This window comes from Pusillimonas noertemannii (assembly GCF_003096595.1).
Taxonomy (GTDB): Bacteria; Pseudomonadota; Gammaproteobacteria; order Burkholderiales; family Burkholderiaceae_B; genus Pusillimonas; species Pusillimonas noertemannii.
This window is the reverse complement of sequence record NZ_QEKO01000007.1, coordinates 100,224-121,125: the sequence shown is the minus strand read 5'-3', so window position 1 is coordinate 121,125 and position 20,902 is coordinate 100,224. Positions and strand designations below refer to the sequence as shown.

Annotated in this window: 26 protein-coding genes; 6 read left to right on the top strand and 20 right to left on the bottom strand. The window is 61.6% G+C overall.

Annotated elements, in window-relative coordinates:
- Nucleotides 1-296: fumarylacetoacetate hydrolase family protein (locus tag C7440_RS17575; RefSeq protein ID WP_207775427.1), on the bottom strand; the 296-nt coding region annotated here is incomplete at its 3' end.
- A 527-nt stretch (nt 297-823) separates the two neighbouring features.
- Between C7440_RS17575 and C7440_RS17570 the strand changes: the two genes are divergently transcribed.
- Nucleotides 824-1,873 (top strand): ABC transporter substrate-binding protein, encoded by a 1,050-nt coding sequence (locus C7440_RS17570; RefSeq protein WP_116519389.1) that lies wholly within the window; start codon nt 824-826, stop codon nt 1,871-1,873.
- Between the two features lie 38 nt (nt 1,874-1,911).
- Nucleotides 1,912-2,550 carry a cysteine hydrolase family protein gene (locus C7440_RS17565; protein WP_017523980.1) on the top strand — a complete coding sequence of 213 codons (639 nt, stop codon included), beginning with the start codon at nt 1,912-1,914 and terminating at the stop codon, nt 2,548-2,550.
- 78 nt (nt 2,551-2,628) lie between these two features.
- Here C7440_RS17565 and leuD read toward each other — a convergent pair whose 3' ends face one another.
- The 4 genes from leuD to C7440_RS17545 form a co-directional block, all read right to left on the bottom strand.
- Nucleotides 2,629-3,291: a 3-isopropylmalate dehydratase small subunit gene (gene leuD, locus C7440_RS17560; RefSeq protein ID WP_116519388.1), complete on the bottom strand. Its 663-nt coding sequence runs from the start codon at nt 3,289-3,291 to the stop codon at nt 2,629-2,631.
- Between the two features lie 10 nt (nt 3,292-3,301).
- Nucleotides 3,302-4,759 carry a 3-isopropylmalate dehydratase large subunit gene (gene leuC / locus C7440_RS17555; protein ID WP_116519387.1) on the bottom strand — a complete coding sequence of 486 codons (1,458 nt, stop codon included), beginning with the start codon at nt 4,757-4,759 and terminating at the stop codon, nt 3,302-3,304.
- Nucleotides 4,760-4,866: 107 nt separating this feature from the next.
- The gene (locus C7440_RS17550) at nt 4,867-5,808 is read right to left on the bottom strand and encodes a hydroxymethylglutaryl-CoA lyase (protein ID WP_116519392.1); all 942 of its coding nucleotides are present in this window, start codon (nt 5,806-5,808) and stop codon (nt 4,867-4,869) included.
- A gap of 30 nt (nt 5,809-5,838) precedes the next feature.
- Nucleotides 5,839-7,050: a CaiB/BaiF CoA transferase family protein gene (locus C7440_RS17545; protein ID WP_116519386.1), complete on the bottom strand. Its 1,212-nt coding sequence runs from the start codon at nt 7,048-7,050 to the stop codon at nt 5,839-5,841.
- 118 nt (nt 7,051-7,168) lie between these two features.
- On the opposite strand from C7440_RS17545, the gene C7440_RS17540 reads away from it, so the two are divergent.
- Nucleotides 7,169-8,059: a LysR substrate-binding domain-containing protein gene (locus C7440_RS17540; protein ID WP_017523975.1), complete on the top strand. Its 891-nt coding sequence runs from the start codon at nt 7,169-7,171 to the stop codon at nt 8,057-8,059.
- A gap of 51 nt (nt 8,060-8,110) precedes the next feature.
- Here C7440_RS17540 and C7440_RS17535 read toward each other — a convergent pair whose 3' ends face one another.
- Nucleotides 8,111-9,310 (bottom strand): FAD-dependent monooxygenase, encoded by a 1,200-nt coding sequence (locus tag C7440_RS17535; protein WP_165832634.1) that lies wholly within the window; start codon nt 9,308-9,310, stop codon nt 8,111-8,113.
- A 122-nt stretch (nt 9,311-9,432) separates the two neighbouring features.
- Nucleotides 9,433-10,368, bottom strand: coding sequence for a LysR family transcriptional regulator (locus C7440_RS17530; RefSeq protein ID WP_116519384.1), 936 nt, complete (start codon nt 10,366-10,368; stop codon nt 9,433-9,435).
- Nucleotides 10,369-10,521: 153 nt separating this feature from the next.
- Between C7440_RS17530 and gtdA the strand changes: the two genes are divergently transcribed.
- Entirely contained in the window at nt 10,522-11,571 is a 1,050-nt protein-coding gene (gene gtdA / locus C7440_RS17525; RefSeq protein WP_116519383.1) for a gentisate 1,2-dioxygenase, read from the top strand.
- A gap of 26 nt (nt 11,572-11,597) precedes the next feature.
- Nucleotides 11,598-12,863, top strand: coding sequence for an ABC transporter substrate-binding protein (locus C7440_RS17520; protein WP_180064406.1), 1,266 nt, complete (start codon nt 11,598-11,600; stop codon nt 12,861-12,863).
- Nucleotides 12,864-13,035: 172 nt separating this feature from the next.
- Here the strand turns inward: C7440_RS17520 and rpsQ are convergent, their stop codons facing one another.
- From rpsQ to rplC, 10 genes are read right to left on the bottom strand one after another with little or no spacing between them, the layout of a single operon-like run.
- Entirely contained in the window at nt 13,036-13,317 is a 282-nt protein-coding gene (gene rpsQ, locus C7440_RS17515) for a 30S ribosomal protein S17 (protein WP_017523970.1), read from the bottom strand.
- 1 nt (nt 13,318) lies between these two features.
- A complete protein-coding gene (gene rpmC, locus C7440_RS17510) occupies nt 13,319-13,510 on the bottom strand; it encodes a 50S ribosomal protein L29 (RefSeq protein ID WP_017523969.1) in 192 nt (63 codons plus the stop codon).
- A 9-nt stretch (nt 13,511-13,519) separates the two neighbouring features.
- Complete coding sequence (gene rplP, locus C7440_RS17505; RefSeq protein ID WP_017523968.1) at nt 13,520-13,936, bottom strand: 50S ribosomal protein L16; 417 nt, start codon at nt 13,934-13,936, stop codon at nt 13,520-13,522.
- A gap of 2 nt (nt 13,937-13,938) precedes the next feature.
- Nucleotides 13,939-14,727, bottom strand: a complete 789-nt coding sequence (gene rpsC / locus C7440_RS17500; RefSeq protein ID WP_017523967.1) for a 30S ribosomal protein S3 — start codon at nt 14,725-14,727, stop codon at nt 13,939-13,941.
- A gap of 9 nt (nt 14,728-14,736) precedes the next feature.
- Complete coding sequence (rplV, locus tag C7440_RS17495; protein WP_017523966.1) at nt 14,737-15,066, bottom strand: 50S ribosomal protein L22; 330 nt, start codon at nt 15,064-15,066, stop codon at nt 14,737-14,739.
- Between the two features lie 3 nt (nt 15,067-15,069).
- Nucleotides 15,070-15,345, bottom strand: coding sequence for a 30S ribosomal protein S19 (gene rpsS / locus C7440_RS17490; protein WP_017523965.1), 276 nt, complete (start codon nt 15,343-15,345; stop codon nt 15,070-15,072).
- Between the two features lie 12 nt (nt 15,346-15,357).
- Entirely contained in the window at nt 15,358-16,185 is an 828-nt protein-coding gene (rplB, locus tag C7440_RS17485; RefSeq protein ID WP_017523964.1) for a 50S ribosomal protein L2, read from the bottom strand.
- On the bottom strand, nt 16,186-16,482 hold the full coding sequence (gene rplW, locus C7440_RS17480) for a 50S ribosomal protein L23 (RefSeq protein WP_017523963.1): 297 nt from the start codon (nt 16,480-16,482) through the stop codon (nt 16,186-16,188).
- Nucleotides 16,479-17,099 (bottom strand): 50S ribosomal protein L4, encoded by a 621-nt coding sequence (rplD, locus tag C7440_RS17475; RefSeq protein ID WP_017523962.1) that lies wholly within the window; start codon nt 17,097-17,099, stop codon nt 16,479-16,481. Before rplD ends, rplW begins: the two co-directional genes overlap by 4 nt.
- Before the next feature lie 3 nt (nt 17,100-17,102).
- On the bottom strand, nt 17,103-17,792 hold the full coding sequence (gene rplC / locus C7440_RS17470) for a 50S ribosomal protein L3 (RefSeq protein ID WP_017523961.1): 690 nt from the start codon (nt 17,790-17,792) through the stop codon (nt 17,103-17,105).
- Between the two features lie 387 nt (nt 17,793-18,179).
- Between rplC and guaD the strand changes: the two genes are divergently transcribed.
- Nucleotides 18,180-19,517 (top strand): guanine deaminase, encoded by a 1,338-nt coding sequence (gene guaD / locus C7440_RS17465; protein WP_116519382.1) that lies wholly within the window; start codon nt 18,180-18,182, stop codon nt 19,515-19,517.
- Between the two features lie 46 nt (nt 19,518-19,563).
- Here guaD and C7440_RS17460 read toward each other — a convergent pair whose 3' ends face one another.
- The 3 genes from C7440_RS17460 to C7440_RS17450 form a co-directional block, all read right to left on the bottom strand.
- Nucleotides 19,564-20,334, bottom strand: a complete 771-nt coding sequence (locus tag C7440_RS17460; protein WP_017523959.1) for a sulfite exporter TauE/SafE family protein — start codon at nt 20,332-20,334, stop codon at nt 19,564-19,566.
- Nucleotides 20,335-20,440: 106 nt separating this feature from the next.
- Nucleotides 20,441-20,752, bottom strand: a complete 312-nt coding sequence (gene rpsJ, locus C7440_RS17455) for a 30S ribosomal protein S10 (RefSeq protein ID WP_017523958.1) — start codon at nt 20,750-20,752, stop codon at nt 20,441-20,443.
- Nucleotides 20,753-20,809: 57 nt separating this feature from the next.
- A complete protein-coding gene (locus tag C7440_RS17450; protein WP_279305871.1) occupies nt 20,810-20,896 on the bottom strand; it encodes an EF-Tu C-terminal domain-related protein in 87 nt (28 codons plus the stop codon).
- Between the last annotated feature and the right edge of the window lie 6 nt (nt 20,897-20,902).

Here is a 20,902-nt window from a genome sequence, read left to right as displayed (position 1 = left end):
AGGGAAATGTTCGAGCCGCCCTTGCCGATGGCCGCCACGAGCTCGATCTCGTAGTGGTAGTTGCTGGTCTCGGCGGGGTAAGGCAGCTCGAGCGTGGCGCCTTCGGCCACGGGCACCACCGCATCGGCCGGCTTGCAGAAGAAGAACGGCGGTTCGCGATCAGGATCGAAGCCCATTTCACGGGCGTGGGCGGCGTAGTTGCGGCCCACGCAATAGACGCGGCGTACCGGGAAGGTGTCGGCGCTGCCATGCACGGGAACGGAGATGACTTCGGGCGGATTGACGACGTGTGACATGATGGATTCTCTTATGAAATAAGTATGGATTTAAGAAAGACCTGGCTCGATCGACGCGCTTTTCGCGCGGCAGGCCCGGCACCGACTGCATCGGTCTCTCAGAATAGCCGAAGAGCGCGGGCGCGTTATTTCTCTATATTTTCTAAGGGTCACTGTGCAATATACGACGTTTGCCTTGCATTGTGTTTGTTTTGGTATACGAAAAATAATGAAATATTCGTATTGAACATACCTAAATTTATATGCATGGCTTGCCCGAGCTTTTTGGCCTGGCTAAGCGGGCCGGTGCCGCTCGTCGGCCAGGTTGTCGCCCAAGCGGCGAATCAACGTGCGGCCAAGCCATTCGACTCAGGCCTCTTGAAGGGCTCTTCTTGTCTCCTGTTCGTTGTAGACGAGAGCACCTCATGCTAGACTTTCTGTAATATGGCACATTGTTCTGTATTACAGAACATAAGGCGTGGGCTGCCACCCTGAGGCCGCAAAATTAAAAGCCGGTCCATGCAGGCCGGCAACAAACAGGAGACAAGATGCGAATCATGCAGCATTGGGCGGCAGCGCTGGGTCTTGCGCTTGCATCCGCCGCCACGGCGCAGACGCCGGCCAGCCTTGAACAACTCGCCGTCTACAACGGCCCCGACCGCGAACAGATATTGATCGAGGGTGCCCGCAAAGAAGGCTCCCTTACCTTCTATACCTCGTTCGCGCAAAAAGACTTGCCTCCGATCGTGTCGGCCTTCGAAGAGAAGTACGGAATCAAGATCAACGTCTGGCGCGCCGGCAGCGACAAAGTGGTGCAACGCACGCTTACCGAGGCCTCGGGGGGCCGCCACGAGGTCGACGCCATCCACGTGGGCGCCCCCGAGCTCGAGGCGCTTCACCTGGAAAAAATCCTGCAGCCCGTCGATACGCCAGCCACCAAGAAACTGATCCGGGGCATCGCCCCGGCGCATCGCGAGTGGGCCCCGACCCGGCTGGCCGCATTTGTACAGGCCTACAACACTGATCAGATCAGCAAAGAGCAACTGCCCAAGTCCTGGCACGAGCTTGCCAAGCCCGAATGGAAAGGCAAGCTGGGCGTCGAATTTACCGACGACGAATGGTTCTACACCCTGATGCAGGAGCTTGGCGAAGAAGAAGGCCTGGCCCTGTTCCGCAAGATCGTCTCCGAAAACGGCCTGTCGGTGCGCAAGGGCCATTCGCTGCTGGCCAATCTGGTGGTGTCGGGCGAAGTGCCGATGGGGCTGACGGTGTATAGCTACATGGCCCAGACCCTGAAGGAAAAAGGCGCCCCCATCGACTGGATTGCCATCGAGCCGGTCATCGCCCGGGCAAACGGCATTGCCGTGGCCAAGCGGGCCCCGCACCCTCATGCGGCGCTGCTGTTCTATGACTTTCTGCTTTCCGCGCAAGCGCAAAAGCTGCTTGCCGCCATGCACTACCTGCCCGTCCATGCGGACGAGCCCTCACCCATGAAGGGCATCAGCCTGCGCGTCTCGACGCCGCTGATGATACCGGCCGAAGCGCAGAAGTGGCAGGCGCTGTATCGCGATGTCATTTCAGGCACGCCAGGCAACTAATCAATCCTTAACCCATCTTTTCCATCAAAGGTAAACCCATGGCCCTCGACAAGCTCGACCCGGCGCGCACCGCGCTGCTTTTCTTCGACATGCTGAACGGACACATCAAGAAAAACGACCCCAAGACCGACGCGCGCTACAAACCCGTGATCGCCGCGGCCACGCGCCTGCTGACCGAGGCCCGGCAGCATGGGATGATGGTGGCCTATGCGGCCGCCAACCACCGGGCCGACAACCTGACCAGCGCCCATACCGTGCGCGATACAGACGGCCGGCTCAATCCCATTCCGGTAGACCATCCGCCCGAGTTCAAGCCCGTGGTGGCGGGCGGCACCTGGGAAGCCGCCGTCATCGACGAAATCGCGCCTGCGCCCGAAGACTACCTCATCCCCAAGTACCGCTGGAGCGCCTTCTACCAGACCTATCTCGACCTGGCCCTGCGCACGCGCGGCATCGACACCATCATCATCGCCGGCGGGTCTACCGACGTGGGCGTGGCCAGCACGGCCTATTCAGCCCGCGACATGGACTACAACCTGGTGCTGGCCAGCGATGCCTGCTCGTCGCCCGAGACCGACAACCATGAACAATTCATGAAGCGCATCTTTCCCCGCATGGGGCGCGTGCGCACAGCCGAGCAGATCGCCGCCATGATACAGGCCGGCGCGGCGGCCTAGCCTTGCGCCATGGCATGGCTGCACCGGGGGCGGGCGCCCGCCCTTCTGGCCCGGCCTGGCCTCGCCTGCTTTGCAGGTTTACGAAATGGCAGGTCGGCAGGCGGGGTCGAAAAGCCAGGGCTCCTGCCTGGCTCGCAGCTGCTCGTAGCGCCGTATGGCGTCGGCATCGGCCAGGGTGATGGCGATGTCGTCCAGGCCCTCGAGCAGGCTGCGCTTGCGCGAGGCGTCGATCTCGAAGTCCAGGGTTTCTCTCGACGGCGTGGTGATGGTCTGCGCGGCCAGGTCGATCGACAGCCGGTAGCCCTCGGCGGCCTCCACCTCTTTGAACAGGCGGTCGATAAGCGCGACGTCCAGAGCAATGGGCAATATGCCGTTCTTGAAGCAGTTGTCGTAGAAGATGTCGGCAAAGCTGACGGCCAGAATGGACCGAAAACCGTAATCAAGTATGGCCCAGGGCGCGTGTTCGCGGCTGGATCCGCAGCCAAAGTTCTCGCGCGTGAGCAGGATCTGGGCACCCTGGTAGCGCGGCTGGTTCAATGAGAACCGCGGGTTCTGCTGCCGGGTGGCCGGGTCTTGCCCCAGCTCGCCCTCGTCCAGAAAACGCAGCTCGTCGAACAGGTGCTTGCCATAGCCCGTGCGCACGATGGCCTTGAGGAACTGCTTGGGCACAATGGCGTCGGTGTCGATGTTGTTGCGGTCAAGGGGCGCCACCAGGCCGGTCAGCGAAGTAAAAGCTTCCATATGCGCCTCGTCAGAATTGCGTAATATCGACAAAATGGCCTGCGATGGCGGCTGCCGCGGCCATGGCTGGGCTGACCAGATGGGTACGGCCCCCGGCCCCCTGGCGTCCTTCGAAGTTGCGGTTCGAGGTGGAAGCGCAACGCTCGCCCTTGCCCAGCCGGTCGGCATTCATGCCCAGGCACATCGAGCAGCCCGGCTCGCGCCATTCGAAGCCCGCATCCAGAAACACCTGATGCAGCCCCTCGGCCTCGGCCTGCCGCTTGACCAGGCCCGAGCCCGGCACGACCAGCGCCTGCCTGATATTCGGTGCGCGCCTGCGCCCTTTGACGACCGCGGCCGCCACGCGCAGGTCTTCGATGCGCGAGTTGGTACAGGACCCGATGAAGACCTTGTCGAGCTGGATCTGCTCGATGGGGGTGCCGCCCTTCAGGCCCATGTATTCAAGCGCGGTCTGCATGTTGCCGCGCCGCACCGGATCGGCCTCGTGCATGGGATCGGGCACCCTGCCGTCCACGGGTACGACCATCTCGGGCGTGGTGCCCCAGGTAACCATGGGCCGCAGGCCGGCCGCATCGATCTCGACGACCCGGTCGAAGGCCGCGCCCTCATCGCTGGCCAGCGTGCGCCAATAGGCTTCGGCGGCCTTCCATTGCTCGCCTTTCGGGGCCAGCGGGCGGCCTTTCACATAGGCGATGGTTTTGTCGTCCACCGCGACCAGGCCCACCCGGGCGCCCGCCTCGATGGCCATATTACACAGGGTCATGCGCCCTTCCATCGACAGCTCGCTGATGGCTTCGCCCGCGAACTCGATCGCATAGCCGGTGCCGCCCGCCGTGCCCAGGTGGCCGATGATGTTCAGGATGAGGTCTTTGGCGCCAAGGCGCTCGGGCAAGCGGCCGCAAACCCTGACCAGCATGGGCTTCAAGCGCTTGAGGGCAAGGCATTGCGTGGCCAGCACGTGCTCGGCCTCGGAAGCGCCCACCCCGAAAGCCAGGGCGGCGAACGCGCCGTGGGTGCTGGTATGGGAATCGCCCGCCACCACGCTGGTTCCGGGCAAGGTAAACCCCTGCTCGGGCCCGATGACGTGGACGATGCCCTGGCGCTCGTCGCCCAGGCCGAACTCGGCAATGCCGAAGTCGCCGCAGTTGCGTGTAAGCTGGTCCACCTGGATGCGCGACAAAGGGTCGCTGATGCCGTCGGCGCCGCTGCGCCGCTCAAGCTGGGTGGTGGGTACGTTATGGTCGGCGGTGGCCAGCACCGTCTCGGGCCGCCAGGCCTTGCGTCCGGAAAGCCGCAAGCCCTCGAACGACTGCGGGCTGGTAACGTCGTGCACCAGCTGGCGGTCGATATAAAGCAGCGAAGGCCCGCCGGGCTCTTCCTTGACAAGGTGCCGCTGCCAGAGCTTGTCGAACAAGGTCTGGGCCTTGGCCGCCTTTCCGGCCGTGTCCGCTTGTGTAGCTGTTGTCATGATCGTCTCTCTCCGTAAAGCTGCCCGCGCGAAAGCGGCAGCTTGGTCGTCAAGGGCCCGCCCGGCCATTACCGGCTCGTGCGACGCCCTTTCCGTCGTCCGCAGGCTCAGCTGCCCTGCCTGTCTCTTGAGGCGGGCAAGGGGTAGCGCCGAGTCCAGGGGCCGGCCTTGACCACCTGGCCGGGAATCTCGTGCTGGACGATGCCCGGCAGCTCGCGGGCCAGGGCCAGCAAGGCCTCGAGGTCGGCACCAGTGTCGTATCCCATGGCCTCGAGCATGTGCACCATGTCTTCCGTGCAGACGTTGCCGCTGGCGCCCGGCGCGAACGGGCAACCGCCCAGCCCCCCCAGCGATGCGTCGAAGCGGTCGATGCCCGCCTGCAAGGCCGCCAGCACATTGGCCAGGCCCATGCCGCGGGTGTTGTGGAAATGCGCGGTAAAGACCATATTCGGCCAGCGCTGCCTGACGGCTTCGCACACACGGGCCACCTGTGCAGGATTGGCCATGCCGGTTGTGTCGCACAGGGTGACCCCGTCCATGCCCATGTCGACGAAACGGGCAACCACCTCCAGCACGCGCGACAGGGGAATCTCGCCGTCGAAAGGACAGCCGAAGGTGGTCGACAAGGAGGCGTTCAGGCGTACCCGGCCGTTCACCTCGGCGGCAATCTGTGCAAACTGCTCGAGCGACTGCTGCGGCGTCATGCGCAGATTGGCCATGTTGTGGCTTTCGCTGGCCGACATCACCAGGTTGATCTCATCCACCCCGCAGGACAAGGCCCGCTCGCAGCCGCGCAGGTTGGGCACCAGGGCGGCATACTCGACCCCGGGCACCCGCTCGATGCGGCACATGACCGCCTCGGCGTCCGCCAGAGCCGGAATGGCCTTGGGAGAAGTAAAGGATGTGACTTCAATCTTGGCCAGGCCCGTACGGCTCAGTCCGTTGATGAATTCGATCTTGCGATCGGTAGGAATAAAGATGGGCTCCATCTGGAAGCCATCGCGAACGGAGACCTCTTGGATATAGAGACGCTTTCCGTTCTTTGGCACAGTGCTCACATTCCACCTCTTTGATTGTGCTCAGGCCAGCCCGGCCTGGCGCAGTTTTTCAAGTTGCTCGGCCGTAACGCCTATGGAGTCAAGCACCTCTTGGGTGTGCTGGCCCAGTTCGGGCCCCAGCCATTGGGTGCGGCCGGGCGTGGCGCTGAGCTTGGGCACGATGCCCGGCAGGCAGATGTCGGAGCCGTCGGGCAGCGTGTGCGTTTGCAGCATGTCGCGCGCCTGGAAATGGGCGTCGTTCATGATGTCGGCCGCCGTGTAGATGGGGCCGCAAGGCACGGACGCCTCGTTCATGGTCCTTACGACGGTTTCCAGGTCGTTGGCCGCCGTCCAGTCGCCGATGACCCCATCCAGCAATTCAGTCTGCCTGGCCCGGCCGTCGTTATGGGCCAGGGCGGGGTCTTCGGCCAGGTCGGGGCGGCCGATGGCCGTCATGAGCCGGCGGAATATGCCGTCGCCATTGCCCGCAATGGCCACATACTTGCCGTCGCGGCACAGATAGGTATTGGAGGGCACGATGCCCGGCAGCGCCGAGCCGGTGCGCTCGCGCACATGGCCGGTTTTGGCGTATTCGGGGATAAGGCTTTCCATCACGGCAAATACCGCTTCGTACAGGGCGACGTCGATATACTGCCCCTTGCCGCCGTTGACCTTCAGATGGTGCATGGCCATCAGGGCGCCCAGCGTGCCGTACAGCGATGCCAGGGTGTCGCCAAGGCTGATGCCCGCCCGCACTGGAGCCCGGTCGGGGTAGCCGGTAACGTGGCGCAGGCCGCCCATGCACTCGGCGATGGCCGCAAAGCCCGGTTTCTGGCTGGCGGGTCCCGTCTGGCCGTAGCCCGATATGCGCACCATGATCAGGTTTGGGTTGATGGCCGACAGCTGCTCCCAGCCTATGCCCCATTTTTCAAGCGTGCCCGGACGGAAGTTCTCGACCACGATGTCGGCGTCGCCCGCCAGCTTGCGCACGATCTCCTGGCCTTCTTCGGACTTGAGGTCGAGCGTCACCGACTTTTTGTTGCGGCTTTGCGTATACCACCACAGAGACGTGCCTTCGTGCAGCTTGCGCCACTTGCGCAAGGGGTCGCCCAAGCCCGGGGGCTCGATCTTGATCACCTCGGCCCCGAACTGGGCCAGCAAGGCAGTGGCATAGGGCCCGGCGATCAGCGAGCCGAGCTCAAGCACCTTGACGCCCGCGAGCGGCATTTCGGCTGAGGGAGAGCTGTGTTGCATGTTTGATCCTCTTCTTCTCAATCTATCAATAATGGCCACTTCGGCACGAACGGTAAAGAAGTGGTTTACGATGCTACCATCGCGAATGGCGATGGCCAGATCGCCGCCGAGACAGCCCATGACTCCAGACCCCAAATCCCTGCGCCTGTTCGCCAGCGTCCTGAAGCACGGCACCATCGCCGCCGCCGCCGAGCACGAGCACACGGCGGCGGCAGCCATCAGCCGCCGCATCAGCGACCTGGAAGAACAGCTGGGCGTCGCCCTGATCGTGCGCAGCAACAAGGGCATCAGCCCCACGCCCGCGGGCCGCGCCCTGTTGAACATGGCGCATCGCGTCCTGCACGACCTGGACAGCATCCGCACGCAGATGCATGACTACGCCCTGGGCATGAAGGGCTATATACGCATCTTCGCCAATATTTCCGCCATGCACCAGTTCATGCCCAGGGAGCTCAGCGCCTTCCTGGCCGAATGCCCCATGGTGCAGATCGACCTCGAAGAGCGCGTCAGCACCGCCATCGCCCAGGCCGTGGCCGAGAACAATGCCGACATCGGAGTGCTGGTGGTGGACACCCCGGTCGAAGGGCTGGAATACCTGCCCTACAAAGAAGACGAGCTGGTCGTGATCGTGCCCCTGTCCCATCCCCTGACCGGCCAGCAGCGGGTCCGTTACGCCGATACGCTCGACTACAACTACGTCGGCCTGCCGCCGGGCGGCCAGATGAACCTGCAGCTGATGCGTGCCGCGCGCGAACTGGGCCGCACCTGGCGCTACCGCTTCCAGGTTTCCAGCTACGACTCGCTTTGCCTCATGGTCGAGTCGGGCCTGGGCATAGGCATGGTGCCCAGGCGCATCGCCCTGGCCTATGAAAAAGCCCTGGGCATCAAGCTGGTGGTCCTGGACGAAGCCTGGTCGCACCGGCAGCTGCATGTGTGCATCCGTTCGTTCGATGCGCTGTCGCCCGCGGCCCGGCTGCTGGTGGAGCGCATGACGGGCAAGCCGGGCTAGATACCTTGTATTGCCCTCAGCTGCCCGGACCGCTACTTTCATGTCAGCGGCTCAGGGCCTGGGCCCGCCGGCGACAGGGCCGGCCGCCCCGTTCCATATCCAGTCCAGGCATTTATAGGAGTCTTCGGCTGTACGCCCTTCCAGCTGCGCATTGCGCACATCGCGCCCGATTCCTTCTTCGTGATAGAACTTCCAGACCTCACGCCCTTCCAGTTGAATGCGCGCGGTCCGCAGGGCGCGCTGCTTTGAAAACTCGGCGAAAGCGTCTTCGTATCCGTAGCGATCGAGCAGATTGGCAATGCAGCCCGCATCCTCGATCGCCATTCCCGCCCCCTGCGCATATGACTGCAGGACCGGATGCGCGGCATCTCCCAGAAGCACGATCCGGCCGCGGTTCCAGCGCCTTACGGGATCCCTGTCGGCGATCACCCACCGCCGCTCCAGGTCCATCAGCGCAAGTATGCTTTTCAAGGCGGGATGGGCGTTGGCATAAACATGCTGCACATCCTGTTCATGGGTTACGTATTGATCGCCATGCTGGGGAGCCGGGTCTTTGAACACCGCGACAATGTTGAACAAGGTGCCTTGCCGCAGCGGATAGTGCACGACGTGGTAGCCAGGCCCGCTCCATAGAACCACCTCCGTCTTATGAGGGAAGTCCGCGGGAATGTCGGCCATGTCGACAATGGTCCGATGCGCGACGTAACCGATCGGGCACAGATCGTCCTTCACCAGGAGTTCGCGAGCGCGGCTTTTAAGGCCGTCGGCGGCGATCAGCGCCGCACCTTCGAATATCCGGCCATCAGAACACGTGACGCGCACATGGTCTCCCAGGTCTTCGTGCCCGACGATCGCCGCATTGACGGTGACCTCGATGCCGGGGGTCGTGAGACAAGCCTCCAGCAGGACGTTATGGATGTCGGCCCGATGCACCACGACGTAAGGGTTGCGAAACCGCTTCCTGTATTCGGGCGTCGTCACCGGAATATCGATCAGCATCCGCCCGTCGTCCGCATCGATCATGCAGACGGAATCCGGAAAGTCGGCAATGGACTTTACCGAATCGGCCATGCCAAGTTGTTCGAACACATCGAAAACATTCGGCCCCAGCTGTATTCCATAGCCGATTGCGGAAATTTCGTGAGCCTGTTCCAGCACGTGCACGGAGCGGCCTTTCTGGGCAAGCGCTATGGCTGCCGTAAGGCCGCCTATGCCACCCCCCACGATTAAAACTGTATTGTGCGAACTCATCATGGCCTCCTGTTTTGTAGGAGCATGCCAAGCCACAGATCCTTTCAATCGCGCCGCACATGCTCGTGACGCATCGTCCGTGATTTACGTGTCGCGCGTCAATAAAGCGGCGTTGATTGCCTCTATAAGGGATTTGAATCGATAAGAGAGTCGGGAGAATCGGGCATGTCAAGGAAGGTATTGAACATGATCTGGCGCAGCCAGCAATTTCCCGGGTCCCGGTGGAAGCGTTCGTGCCAATATTGCCGCACCTCGTAAGACGGGCTGGCCACCGGGATCTTCAAGACCTGCACCCGGCCGCCGAAAGCCAGTGCCTGAGCCAGCCGGGCCGGCACGATTGCCAACAGGTTGGTCATGGAAACGCTCTGCCCGATTCCCAGAAACGATGAAACCTTGACCTTGATCCGACGGCGCACGCCCTGCTTTTCGAGCTCTTTATCAAGAAGGGAATAGCCAGTGGCGGGCGCTTCAAGCGCGACATACTCTTCAGACATCAACTGGGCCTTGGTCAACTGGCCTTGCACCCGGGGATGATCGACCCGGGCAACGCAAGCGTAGTGCTCGGTGAACAGGCGCTGTTGATAGATTCCCGTATGCAAATCGGCTGCAAACCCCACGGCGACATCCAGCTCGCCGGCCTCGAGCATATGCCCCACCTCCTGATCCAGATCAACCGATTCGACATTGAGCTGCGGCGCTTTTTCTTCGAACAAGGCAAGCAATTGCGGCAGCAGGGCCATCTGCGCAACGTTGGTCAGGCCCAGGCGAAAAGTACGGGTGGAAGTGGCGGCGTCGAAATCCTCATGGCGAGCCTTATTCCGAACAAGAAGCGTCAGAGCCTCGTCTATGCCCGGTAATAAGCTTTCTAAATAAGGGGTCGGCATCATGCCCGCCGAGGTGCGCACAAAAAGCGCGTCGCCGAAGTGGCGCCTTAGATGGCCAAGGCGCACGCTGATGGCCGGCTGGCTTAGGCCTATCGGCCCGACCGAAGACGATATGCCGCGCGTCTTGTAGATTTCTTTAAGGATCAGAAGATCAGAGACATCCAGGTTTGCCATGGTGACCGCATCTAGGTGTATTTAAAAATACGATAGATCTTATCAAGATTACTTTATTGCCCACTCAAGGACAACAAGCCAGACTGGGTCCGAATGAACAGGGCCGCCCGCATACTGCGTTGAAAATCGGCTCCCTTTGCACAGGACGACAAGATGGAAACGTTATCGCAAAAACACGAGACTCCGTCTCCAGAGCGCCAGAATTTCTACAGGAAAATAAGCGGCGCAAATGTGACCCCCTTGTGGGAAGTACTGCACAGCGTCATCACGGCCCAGCCCAACACCCCTTGCGTGCCGTACCTGTGGAAATGGCAGCAAATGCGGCCATGGCTTCTGGAGGCCGGCAGCCTGATCACAGCCCAAGAGGCGGAACGGCGGGTTCTTGTACTGGAGAACCCCGGGTTGCGCGGCAAAACCCGCATCACCCATAGCCTGTATGCAGGGCTGCAGCTCATCATGCCCGGCGAAATAGCCCCTGTGCACCGCCATTCCCAATCCGCCCTGCGATTCATCATGGAAGGAGAGGGGGCCTACACAGCGGTAAGCGGCGAGAAAGTCACCATGAACGTCGGAGACTTCGTCATCACGCCTTCATGGACTTTTCATGACCATGGCAATACATCCGGCAAGCCCATGGTCTGGCTGGACGGCCTCGACCTGCCCATCGTCGAGTTGCTCGACGCGCAATTCATGGAGAAGGGAGAGGGCCAGGCCCAGCAAACCAGCCGGCAGGCCACGACCAATCTGGCCAGGTTCGGCAACACCATGAAGCCCGTCGAATACAAGGCGCGCTCGCGCACTTCGCCCTTGTTCTGGTATCCATATGAACGGACCCGCGACGCGCTCGAAACCTTGAAGCGTCATGGGGAAATGCATCCCTGCTGGGGACACAAGCTGCAGTATACGAACCCCGTCACCGGGGACTGGGCCATTCCGACCATCGGCACATTCATGCAACTGCTGCCGGCCGGATTCTCCGGAGCCGGGTACCGCTCCACCGACTCTACCGTTTACTCGGTCGTCGAAGGACAGGGCCGGTGCCGCATTGCCGGCCAGGTTCTCGAATTTGGCCCCAAGGATGTATTCATCTGCCCCTCGTGGATGCCCTATAGCCTGGAGGCCTCCGAGGACACTGTGCTGTTCAGTTATTCAGACCGGCCCGTACAACAAGCGCTCGACCTCTGGCGCGAAGCAATCACGTAACAACCATACAACTCAGGAGACACAGCATGACAGGCATTTCCCAATATCCAACGTTTGCTCAACCGTCTGTTCGTGACGGATTTTGCACCAATGTGGGGGAGGCCCACCGGCAGCGGCGATCGATCCTCCAGGCCGTCCTTGTCGGCGCGACGCTGACCATTGCAGGGTTGCCGGTAAGTTCCGCATCGGCGGCGGAGGACAGCTTCAAAGTGGGTCTCGTTCTGCCCATGACCGGCCCGTTCGCCTCGACAGGCCGGCAGGTCGAAAACGGCGTACGAACCTATCTGCAACAACATGGCGACGAAGTCGCCGGCCGCAAAATTGAAGTGCTGCTGCGCGACGATGCGGGAGACCCGGCCCATAGCAAAAGACTTGCCCAGGAACTGCTCGTCACCCGCAAGGTCGACGTACTGGCCGGTTTCGGCCTGACCCCGCTGGCTTTGGCCGTCGCGCCCATGGCGACGCAAACCAAGACCCCGATGGTCATCATGGCTGCCCAAAGCCTGGCGGTGATCAACGCATCGCCGTATGCGATCCGAACCAGCGGAACCATTCCACAGGTAACGATGGGCTCCGCGGCATGGGCCGCCAAGCACGGCATCAAAGAGGTCGCCACACTGGTTCCCGATTACGCTCCGGGCCGTGAGTCGGAACAGGCATTCAAAGAGTTCTTCAAGGGCCCGGACCAGAAGATCGTCAGCGAAATACGCGTGCCCATGGCCAACCCCGACTTCGCTCCCTTCGTGCGCCGGATAAAAGACCAGAAGCCCGATGCCTTGTATGTCATGCTGCCGGCCGGGCCCGGCGCGGCCTTTCTTAAAGAATACGCGGCGCGCGGCCTGGCCAAGGCCGGCATCCCCTTGTTGGCCCACGGGGCTGTAACCGATGACGATTTTCTGAATGAATCGGGCGACGAGGCGCTGGACATCATCACGTCCGACTATTATTCAGCGGCGCATCCGTCCGAAATGAACAAGAAATTCGTTGCCGACTTCAAGCAGTTGAACAACGGAGAAAGGCCGAATTTCTTCGCGGTGGCGGGGTACGACGGCATGCACGTCATCTACAACGCGATCAAGACCGCAGAAGACCCAGGCAACGGCGATGCGCTGCTGAGCGCCATGAAAAACCAAAGCTTCGAAAGCCCTCGCGGACCTGTCGCCGTAGACCCTGAAACCCGCGATTTCATCCAGAACATTTATATACGCAAGGTAGAGCGTGTAGACGGCGAACTGTACAACGTCGAGTTCGACACGATTAAAAATGTCCTGAACACGGGCAAGACCAAATAAACGACTTGCCTATCGATTCGGCACGGACCGTGGCGAATCGATGAACTCGAAGGCGTTGCTCCAACGTAAAAATCCCCCAAGCGTCACTGACCCTTGGGGGATTTTTCATCCAAGCCGCTGAAGCGGTGTGACCGGCCTGGAATACTGAAAGGCCAGGCCGGCCGCCGAGCGCTTAGATGATGCGTGCGGCCTCGAGCAGGCGCACCACCGTCCACGACTTGTCGCGGCTGATGGGGCGGCCTTCTGCGATTTCGACCATATCGCCTTCGTTGTACTGATTGGTTTCATCATGCGCCTTGTAACGATTGGAGCGGATGATGATCTTGCCGTAGACAGGATGCTTGACACGGCGCTCGACGCGAACGACGACCGTCTTGTCCATCTTGTTGCTGACAACCTTGCCGATCAGCGTGCGTTGGCGCTTGGCTGCTTGTGTAGTTTGAGTTTCGCTCATTTTACTTTCCTGCCTTCTCAGTCAAAAGGGTGCGGACGCGCGCGATGTCGCGGCGGACCTTGCCCAGTTGGCTGGTGTTGGAGAGTTGCTGAGTGGCGCGCTGCATACGCAGGCCGAATTGCGCCTTCAGCAGGCTCTCGAGCTCGGTTTGGAGCTCGGCGGCATCTTTGGTGCGGAGTTCGCTGGCTTTCATGAGATCTCCTTAAGCGCCGATATGCCGCGACACGAAGGTCGTGGAAATGGGCAGCTTGGCGGCGGCCAGACGGAACGCTTCGCGCGCGAGTTCTTCGCTGACGCCTTCCATTTCGTAGATGACCTTGCCGGGTTGAATTTCTGCGACCCAGAACTCGGGATTGCCTTTACCGTTACCCATACGGACTTCCGCAGGCTTCTGGGAAATGGGCTTGTCGGGGAAGACGCGAATCCAGATACGGCCGCCGCGCTTGATGTGGCGGTTGATCGCACGACGCGCCGCTTCGATCTGGCGAGCGGTGAGGCGGCCGCGGCCAGTGGCCTTCAGGCCGAACTCGCCGAACGACACCTGGGCACCGCGAGTCGCCAGGCCGGTGTTACGGCCTTTATGCTCTTTGCGATACTTTCTGCGTGAGGGTTGCAACATGGTTATTCTCCTTCAGGCGCTGGCGCCGCTGCGGCGTCAGGCTTGCGGGGTCCACGGCCACGGCCACCGGCCGGACGACGGCCCTCGGGCCGATCGCCACGGGGACGACGCGAGCGGCGCTCTTCGTCGCGCGGGGCGGCGGTTTCGGGAGGCATTTCGCCGTTAGGCAGCATGTCGCCCTTGTAGACCCATACTTTGATGCCGATGATGCCGTAAGTCGTCTGGGCTTCGGCCGTGCCATAGTCGATATTGGCGCGCAGGGTGTGCAGGGGCACACGGCCTTCGCGATACCACTCGGTACGGGCGATTTCGATGCCGTTCAGGCGGCCCGAGCTCATGATCTTGATGCCCTGGGCGCCAAGACGCATGGCGTTCTGCATGGCGCGCTTCATGGCGCGGCGGAACTGGATGCGCTTTTCAAGCTGCTGGGCGATGGAATCGGCCACCAGCTGGGCGTCGGTTTCGGGCTTGCGGATCTCTTCGATGTTGACGTGCACGGGCACGCCCATCAGACGCTGCAGGTCGGACTTCAGGCTCTCGATGTCCTCGCCGCGCTTGCCGATGACCACACCCGGGCGAGCCGAGTAGACGGTGATGCGGGCATTCTTGGCAGGACGCTCGATGACGACGCGGCCAACGGACGCGCTCTTGAGCTTTTTCTTGAGGTATTCACGGACGCGGATGTCTTCGGCAAGCATGCCGCCGAAGGCCTTGTCGTCCGCATACCAACGCGAATTCCAGTTGCGGTTTACCGCGAGACGGAACCCAACCGGGTGTACTTTCTGTCCCATTGTGACTCCTTAAGCGCCGACTTTGACCACGATGTGGCAAGTCTGCTTCTCGATACGGTTACCACGACCTTTTGCACGGGCGGAGAAACGCTTCATCGACTGGGCCTTGTCCACATAGATGGTGGTGACCTTGAGTTCGTCGATGTCGGCGCCGTCGTTGTGCTCGGCGTTGGCGATCGCGGACTCCAGGGCCTTCTTGAGGATGCCCGCGGCTTTCTTGGGGGTGAACGTCAGGATGTTCAGCGCCTGGGCAACCGACTTGCCGCGGATGAGGTCCGCAACGAGACGCGCCTTCTGGGCCGAAATATGGACGCCACGAATAACAGCTGTAGTTTCCATCACTTACCTCTTGGACTTTTTGTCCGCAGCGTGGCCCTTGAACGTACGGGTCAGCGCGAACTCGCCGAGCTTGTGGCCGACCATGTTCTCGTTGATGTAAACGGGAACGTGCTGGCGGCCATTGTGCACAGCAATCGTCAGCCCAATGAACTCGGGCAGGATGGTGGAACGGCGCGACCAGGTCTTGATCGGCCGCTTGTCTTTGCCTTCGACGGCTGCATCGACCTTCTTGATCAGATGCGCGTCGACGAATGGGCCTTTTTTAATCGAACGTGACATTTGGTTCGCCCCTTACTTGCGCTTGCGACGCGAGACAATCATGTTGTCCGTGCGCTTGTTACGACGAGTTCTGTAGCCCTTGGCCGGAGTGCCCCATGGGCTGACCGGCTCACGGCCCTCGCCAGTACGGCCTTCGCCACCACCGTGCGGGTGATCGACCGGGTTCATGGCAACGCCACGCACCGTGGGACGGACACCGCGCCAGCGCACTGCACCGGCCTTGCCGATTTGACGCAAGCTGTGTTCTTCGTTGCCGACTTCGCCAATGGTGGCGCGGCAGTCGATGTGAACGCGACGGACTTCACCCGAGCGCAGACGCACCTGGGCGTACACGCCTTCGCGAGCCAGCAGCACCGCCGAAGCGCCTGCCGAACGGGCCATTTGCGCGCCCTTGCCCGGAAGCATCTCGATGCAGTGTATGGTGGCACCGACGGGGATGTTGCGGATGGGCAGCGTGTTGCCTGCGCGGATGGGAGCGTCTTTGCCCGAAAGCAGCGTTGCGCCCACTTCAAGGCCGCGGGGAGCGATGATGTAGCGACGCTCGCCGTCGGCATAGCACAGCAGTGCGATATGCGCGGTACGGTTGGGGTCGTATTCAAGGCGCTCGACCTTGGCGGGGATTCCGTCTTTGTTGCGACGGAAGTCGACCAGGCGGTAATGCTGCTTGTGACCGCCGCCACGATGGCGCACAGTGATGTGGCCATTGTTGTTGCGGCCCGAGCCGCGGGATTTCTTTTCGAGCAGAGCTGCGAATGGTGCGCCCTTGTGCAGATCAGGCGTTACCACCTTGATCATGCCGCGGCGACCAGCCGAGGTCGGCTTGACTTTTACGAGTGCCATTTAGTTCACCTCCGTAAAGTCGAGTTCCTGACCGTCTTTAAGCGAGACATAAGCCTTGCGCTCGTTACGGCGGCTACCCATGAAACGGCCAAAGCGCTTTTGCTTGCCCTTCTGGTTCAGGACCTGAACCGATTCGACCTCGACCTTGAACAGGAGCTCGACGGCGGCCTTGATTTCGGGCTTGGTGGCGTCGGCAACGACGCGAAAAGCGATTTGCTGATTTTTTTCGGCGACGAACGTGGCCTTTTCGGTCACGACGGGCGCCAAGATGACTTGCATTAAGCGTTCGGCTTTCATCCCAACATCTCCTCGAGTTGAGCGATAGCCGGCTTGGTGATCAACACTTTCTTGTAGTGGATCAGCGAAAGCGGATCGGCGTAACGCGGTTCGACCACGGCAACGTGAGGCAGGTTGCGCGTAGCGAGATAGACGTTTTCGTCGAGCACGTCGGTGATGATCAGCACCGACTCGAGACCCATGCCCTTGAGCTTGGCCGCGGCCTGCTTGGTCTTGGGGGTGTCGAGCTGGAAGCTGTCGACGACGGCGATACGATCTTCGCGAGCCAACTGGGAGAGAATCGCGCGAATGCCGGCGCGGTACATCTTCTTGTTGACCTTCTGGCTGAAGTTTTCGTCAGGCGAGTTGGGGAATGCGCGACCGCCTCCACGCCAGATGGGCGAGGACGTCATGCCGGCACGAGCGCGGCCGGTGCCTTTCTGGCGCCAGGGCTTCTTGGTGCTGTGCTTGACTTCGGAACGGTCTTTTTGCGCGCGGTTGCCGCTGCGGGCGTTGGCCTGGAAGGCCACCACGATCTGGTGCACCAGCGCTTCGTTGAAGTCGCGGCCGAACACGGTGTCGGGAGCGGCAACGGTGGACGAGGATTGACCCTGGTCGTTCAGGAGCTTGAGTTCCATCTGTTAGGCTCCTTTTTTGGGCTGCGACTTGACGGCCGGACGCACGACGACGTCGGAGTTCTTGTGGCCGGGAACAGCGCCCCTGACCAGCAACAATCCGCGTTCTGCGTCGACGCGCACGACGTCGAGATTCTGGACGGTACGGGTGACGTCACCCAGATGGCCGGCCATTTTCTTGCCGGGGAAGATGCGGCCGGGATCTTGAGCCTGACCGATGGAACCGGGCACGCGGTGCGAACGGGAGTTACCGTGCGATGCGCGCTGCGAGCCAAAATGATGGCGCTTGATGGTTCCGGCAAAGCCCTTGCCGATGGTGGTTCCGGTTACGTCGACCTTCTGGCCGGCCTCGAACACGCTTTCGACGGCCACGACGGAACCGGCCGTGAATTCGGCGGCTTTCGTGGGGTCGAGACGGAATTCTTTGAGGATGCTGCCGGCTTCAACGCCGGCTTTGGCGTAATGCCCGGCAGCCGGCTTGGTGACGCGCGAGGCGCGGCGGGTGCCGTATGCTACTTGTACCGCTGCATACCCATCAACTTCTGGTGACTTGACCTGGGTGACACGGTTGTTCGACACGTCCAGTACCGTAACCGGGATGGACTCGCCTTCCTCGGTAAAGATACGGGTCATGCCAACCTTGCGCCCCACGAGCCCCAGCCGGTATGCGGCAGGCGTAGGTGTCGAGTTCGACATCGTTTTCTCCATTCCCGACTGCGATTGGTCGGGGCTATGATTAATGCAAGCCCTGCCGTTAATAAACGGTCAGGCCGTGGCCACAAAAAGCAAAAAACCTTTGCCTAAATTTTTTACCCAAGGGCGCTTGCTATTCAAACAGACCAAAATCCATAAAGCACGCCAGCCAATAAAAAATAGACAAGGCGCCAAACTTTTTTGGTCAAGCATAGCACTTTAGCATGATATGGGCGGTGTAGGCAAGCCCTTGATAAGCTTGGGGCTCAGGCAGTGTCCGAAACCCGACAGCAAGGCGCTTCCGGTGCACGCTCCAAGCGGGCCACGACGGCATCAGAGCCATACGACTTGAGCTACTATCAGCTGAAACTTCGCCTCCCGGAGCCCGGCATGCCGTCCTTCTCAGCACATCGTTCCGCCGCCTTTGCCTTGCGCGGCCCGACACTCAGCCTTGTGGACGACCCGTTCCTTGCCGGGGACGAAGCCGCCCTGCGTTATGAGCCCGACGGCCTGATTCTTGTCAAGGACGGCATCATCACCGCCGTGGGCAGCCACGCAATGCTGAAGGCTCAGGTTCCACCCGGAGTGGTTACCCACTACCCCGACTCATTGATTCTGCCCGGCCTCATCGACACCCACGTCCACTATCCCCAGACCCAGATCATCGGCGCGTATGGCGCACAGTTGATCGACTGGCTCAACGAATACACTTTCGTGGCCGAGCAGCAATATGCCGACCCCGACCATGCGCGCGCCGTATCGCGGCTGTTCCTGGACGAGTGCCTGCGGGTGGGCACCACCACGGCGGCGGTCTACTGTACGGTGCACCCGGGCTCGGTCGATGCCTTCTTCCAGGCGGCCAGCGAGTACGGCATGCGCATGATCGCGGGCAAGGTGATGATGGACCGCAATGCACCCCTGCCGCTTACCGATACGGCCCAGTCGAGCCATGACGATACGCTGGCGCTGATCAATCGCTGGCACGGCAAGGGCCGGCTGCACTATGCCATTACGCCGCGCTTCGCGCCCACCAGCACGCCCCGGCAGCTGGAGCTTGCCGGCGAGCTGTGGCGGCAGCATCCCGGCACTTATATGCAAACCCATCTTTCCGAGAACCAGGCGGAAATCGAATGGGTCAGGCAGCTGTTCCCCGGCCGCGCCAATTACCTCGACGTTTACGACCACTACGGCCTGACGGGGCCTCGCTCGGTGTTCGGTCATGCCGTCCATCTCGATGAACGCGAGTGGCAGCGGCTGGCCGAAAGCGGCTCGGCCATCGCCCATTGCCCTACGTCCAATACCTTCCTGGGCAGCGGCCTGTTCGACTTTGCGCGCGCCACGCGGCCACAGCCCCCGGCCCGGCCTGTCCGTACCGGCCTGGCCACCGACGTGGGCGGGGGCACTTCCCTTTCAATGCTGCGCACCATGGGCGAGGCCTACAAGGTGGGCCAGCTTGGGGGGTATTCGCTTTCGGCCGCCAAGGCCTTGTACCTGGCCACCCGGGGCGCCGCGCGGGCCCTGTACCTGGAAGACAGGATCGGCTCGCTGGAGCCCGGCCTGGATGCCGACCTGCTGGTGCTGGACCTGAAGTCGACGCCGCTGATCGAATTCCGCATGAAGCACTGCCAGGACATCCACGAAGCGCTGTTCGTACAGATGACCATGGCCGACGACCGCGCCACGAAGGCGGTATACGTAGGCGGGCGGCTGGCCTATTCGCGCAATTAGATGCAGTCAACACAAAAAGGGACAGCCCTTATAGTGTTGACAGGCCCTAGGCGAACACCTGCGGCAATCCGTCCCACAGCAGCTTCAGGCCGGTGCAGAACAAGAATATATACATCAGCTTGTTGAACAGCACCGCGTCCACGCGGTCGTGCATCCAGACGCCCAGCTTGACCCCGATAATGGCCGCCGGCGCCAGCAGCAGCGAGGTGCCCAGGTTCTCGGCGCTAAGCTGGCCCAGCAAGGCGTAGGGAATGAGCTTTACGTAGTTGACCACGGCGAAGTAGATGGTGACCGTGCCGACGAAAATGCTTTTGTCCAGCTTCTTGGGCAGCAGGTAGATCATCAAGGGCGGGCCGCCGGCGTGGGCAACGAAGCTGGTATAGCCCGACAGCCCCGACCACAGCCAGCATGCGGGGCCATCGGGCAGGCGCAGCTGCAGCCGCACGCGCCCGCCAAGCCAGTACCGAAGCGAGAACAACAGCGCCAGCGTGCCGATCAGCACTTCCAGGAAGGCATCGCTGACGAAGCGGAAGGTCAGGGCGCCGACCACTATGCCCAGCACCGCGCTGGGCAGCAGCCTGAACATCAGGGCGCGGTCCCAGCGGCGTATCCAGGCCTTTACGCCCGTGACGTCCATCACGCACAGTATGGGCAGCATGATGCCCGCCGCCTGGATGGGTGAGGAGACCAGCGCCAGCATGGGTACGGCCAGTATGCCCAGGCCGCCTGCGAATCCGCCCTTGCCGATGCCGACGATCAGCACGGCCGGAACGGCCACCAGATAGAACAGCGGGTTTTCAATGAAGGCCAGCGTCACGGCGCCGTTTCTCCTCGAAATGCAACAAAGCCCTCCGGAGGGAGGGCTTTGTGCGCCGGCCAACTGTCGTGTGGGACAGCAAGCCGGCCATCATCGAATGCAACGATTACTGCAGGGCGATTTCGACGTCGACACCGGCCGGCAAATCCAGACGCATCAGGGCGTCCACGGTTTTGTCGGTAGGATCGACGATGTCCATAAGACGTTGATGCGTGCGCATCTCGAATTGGTCGCGAGCGGTCTTGTTGACGTGAGGCGAGCTCAGCAGGTCGTAGCGGCGAATGCGGGTGGGCAGCGGTACGGGACCGCGAACCACTGCACCCGTGCGCTTGGCGGTGTCAACGATTTCGGCTGCCGACTGGTCGATCAGCTTGTAATCGAACGCTTTCAAGCGGATGCGGATTTTCTGGTTTTTCATGGTGTTTCCTAAAGAACGAAATCGGCGGGGGAAGCCCCCCGCCTATGTGTGCAAGACTTACTTGATGATTTTAGCCACCACGCCGGCGCCCACGGTACGGCCGCCTTCGCGAATGGCGAAACGCAGGCCCTCTTCCATGGCGATCGGCTT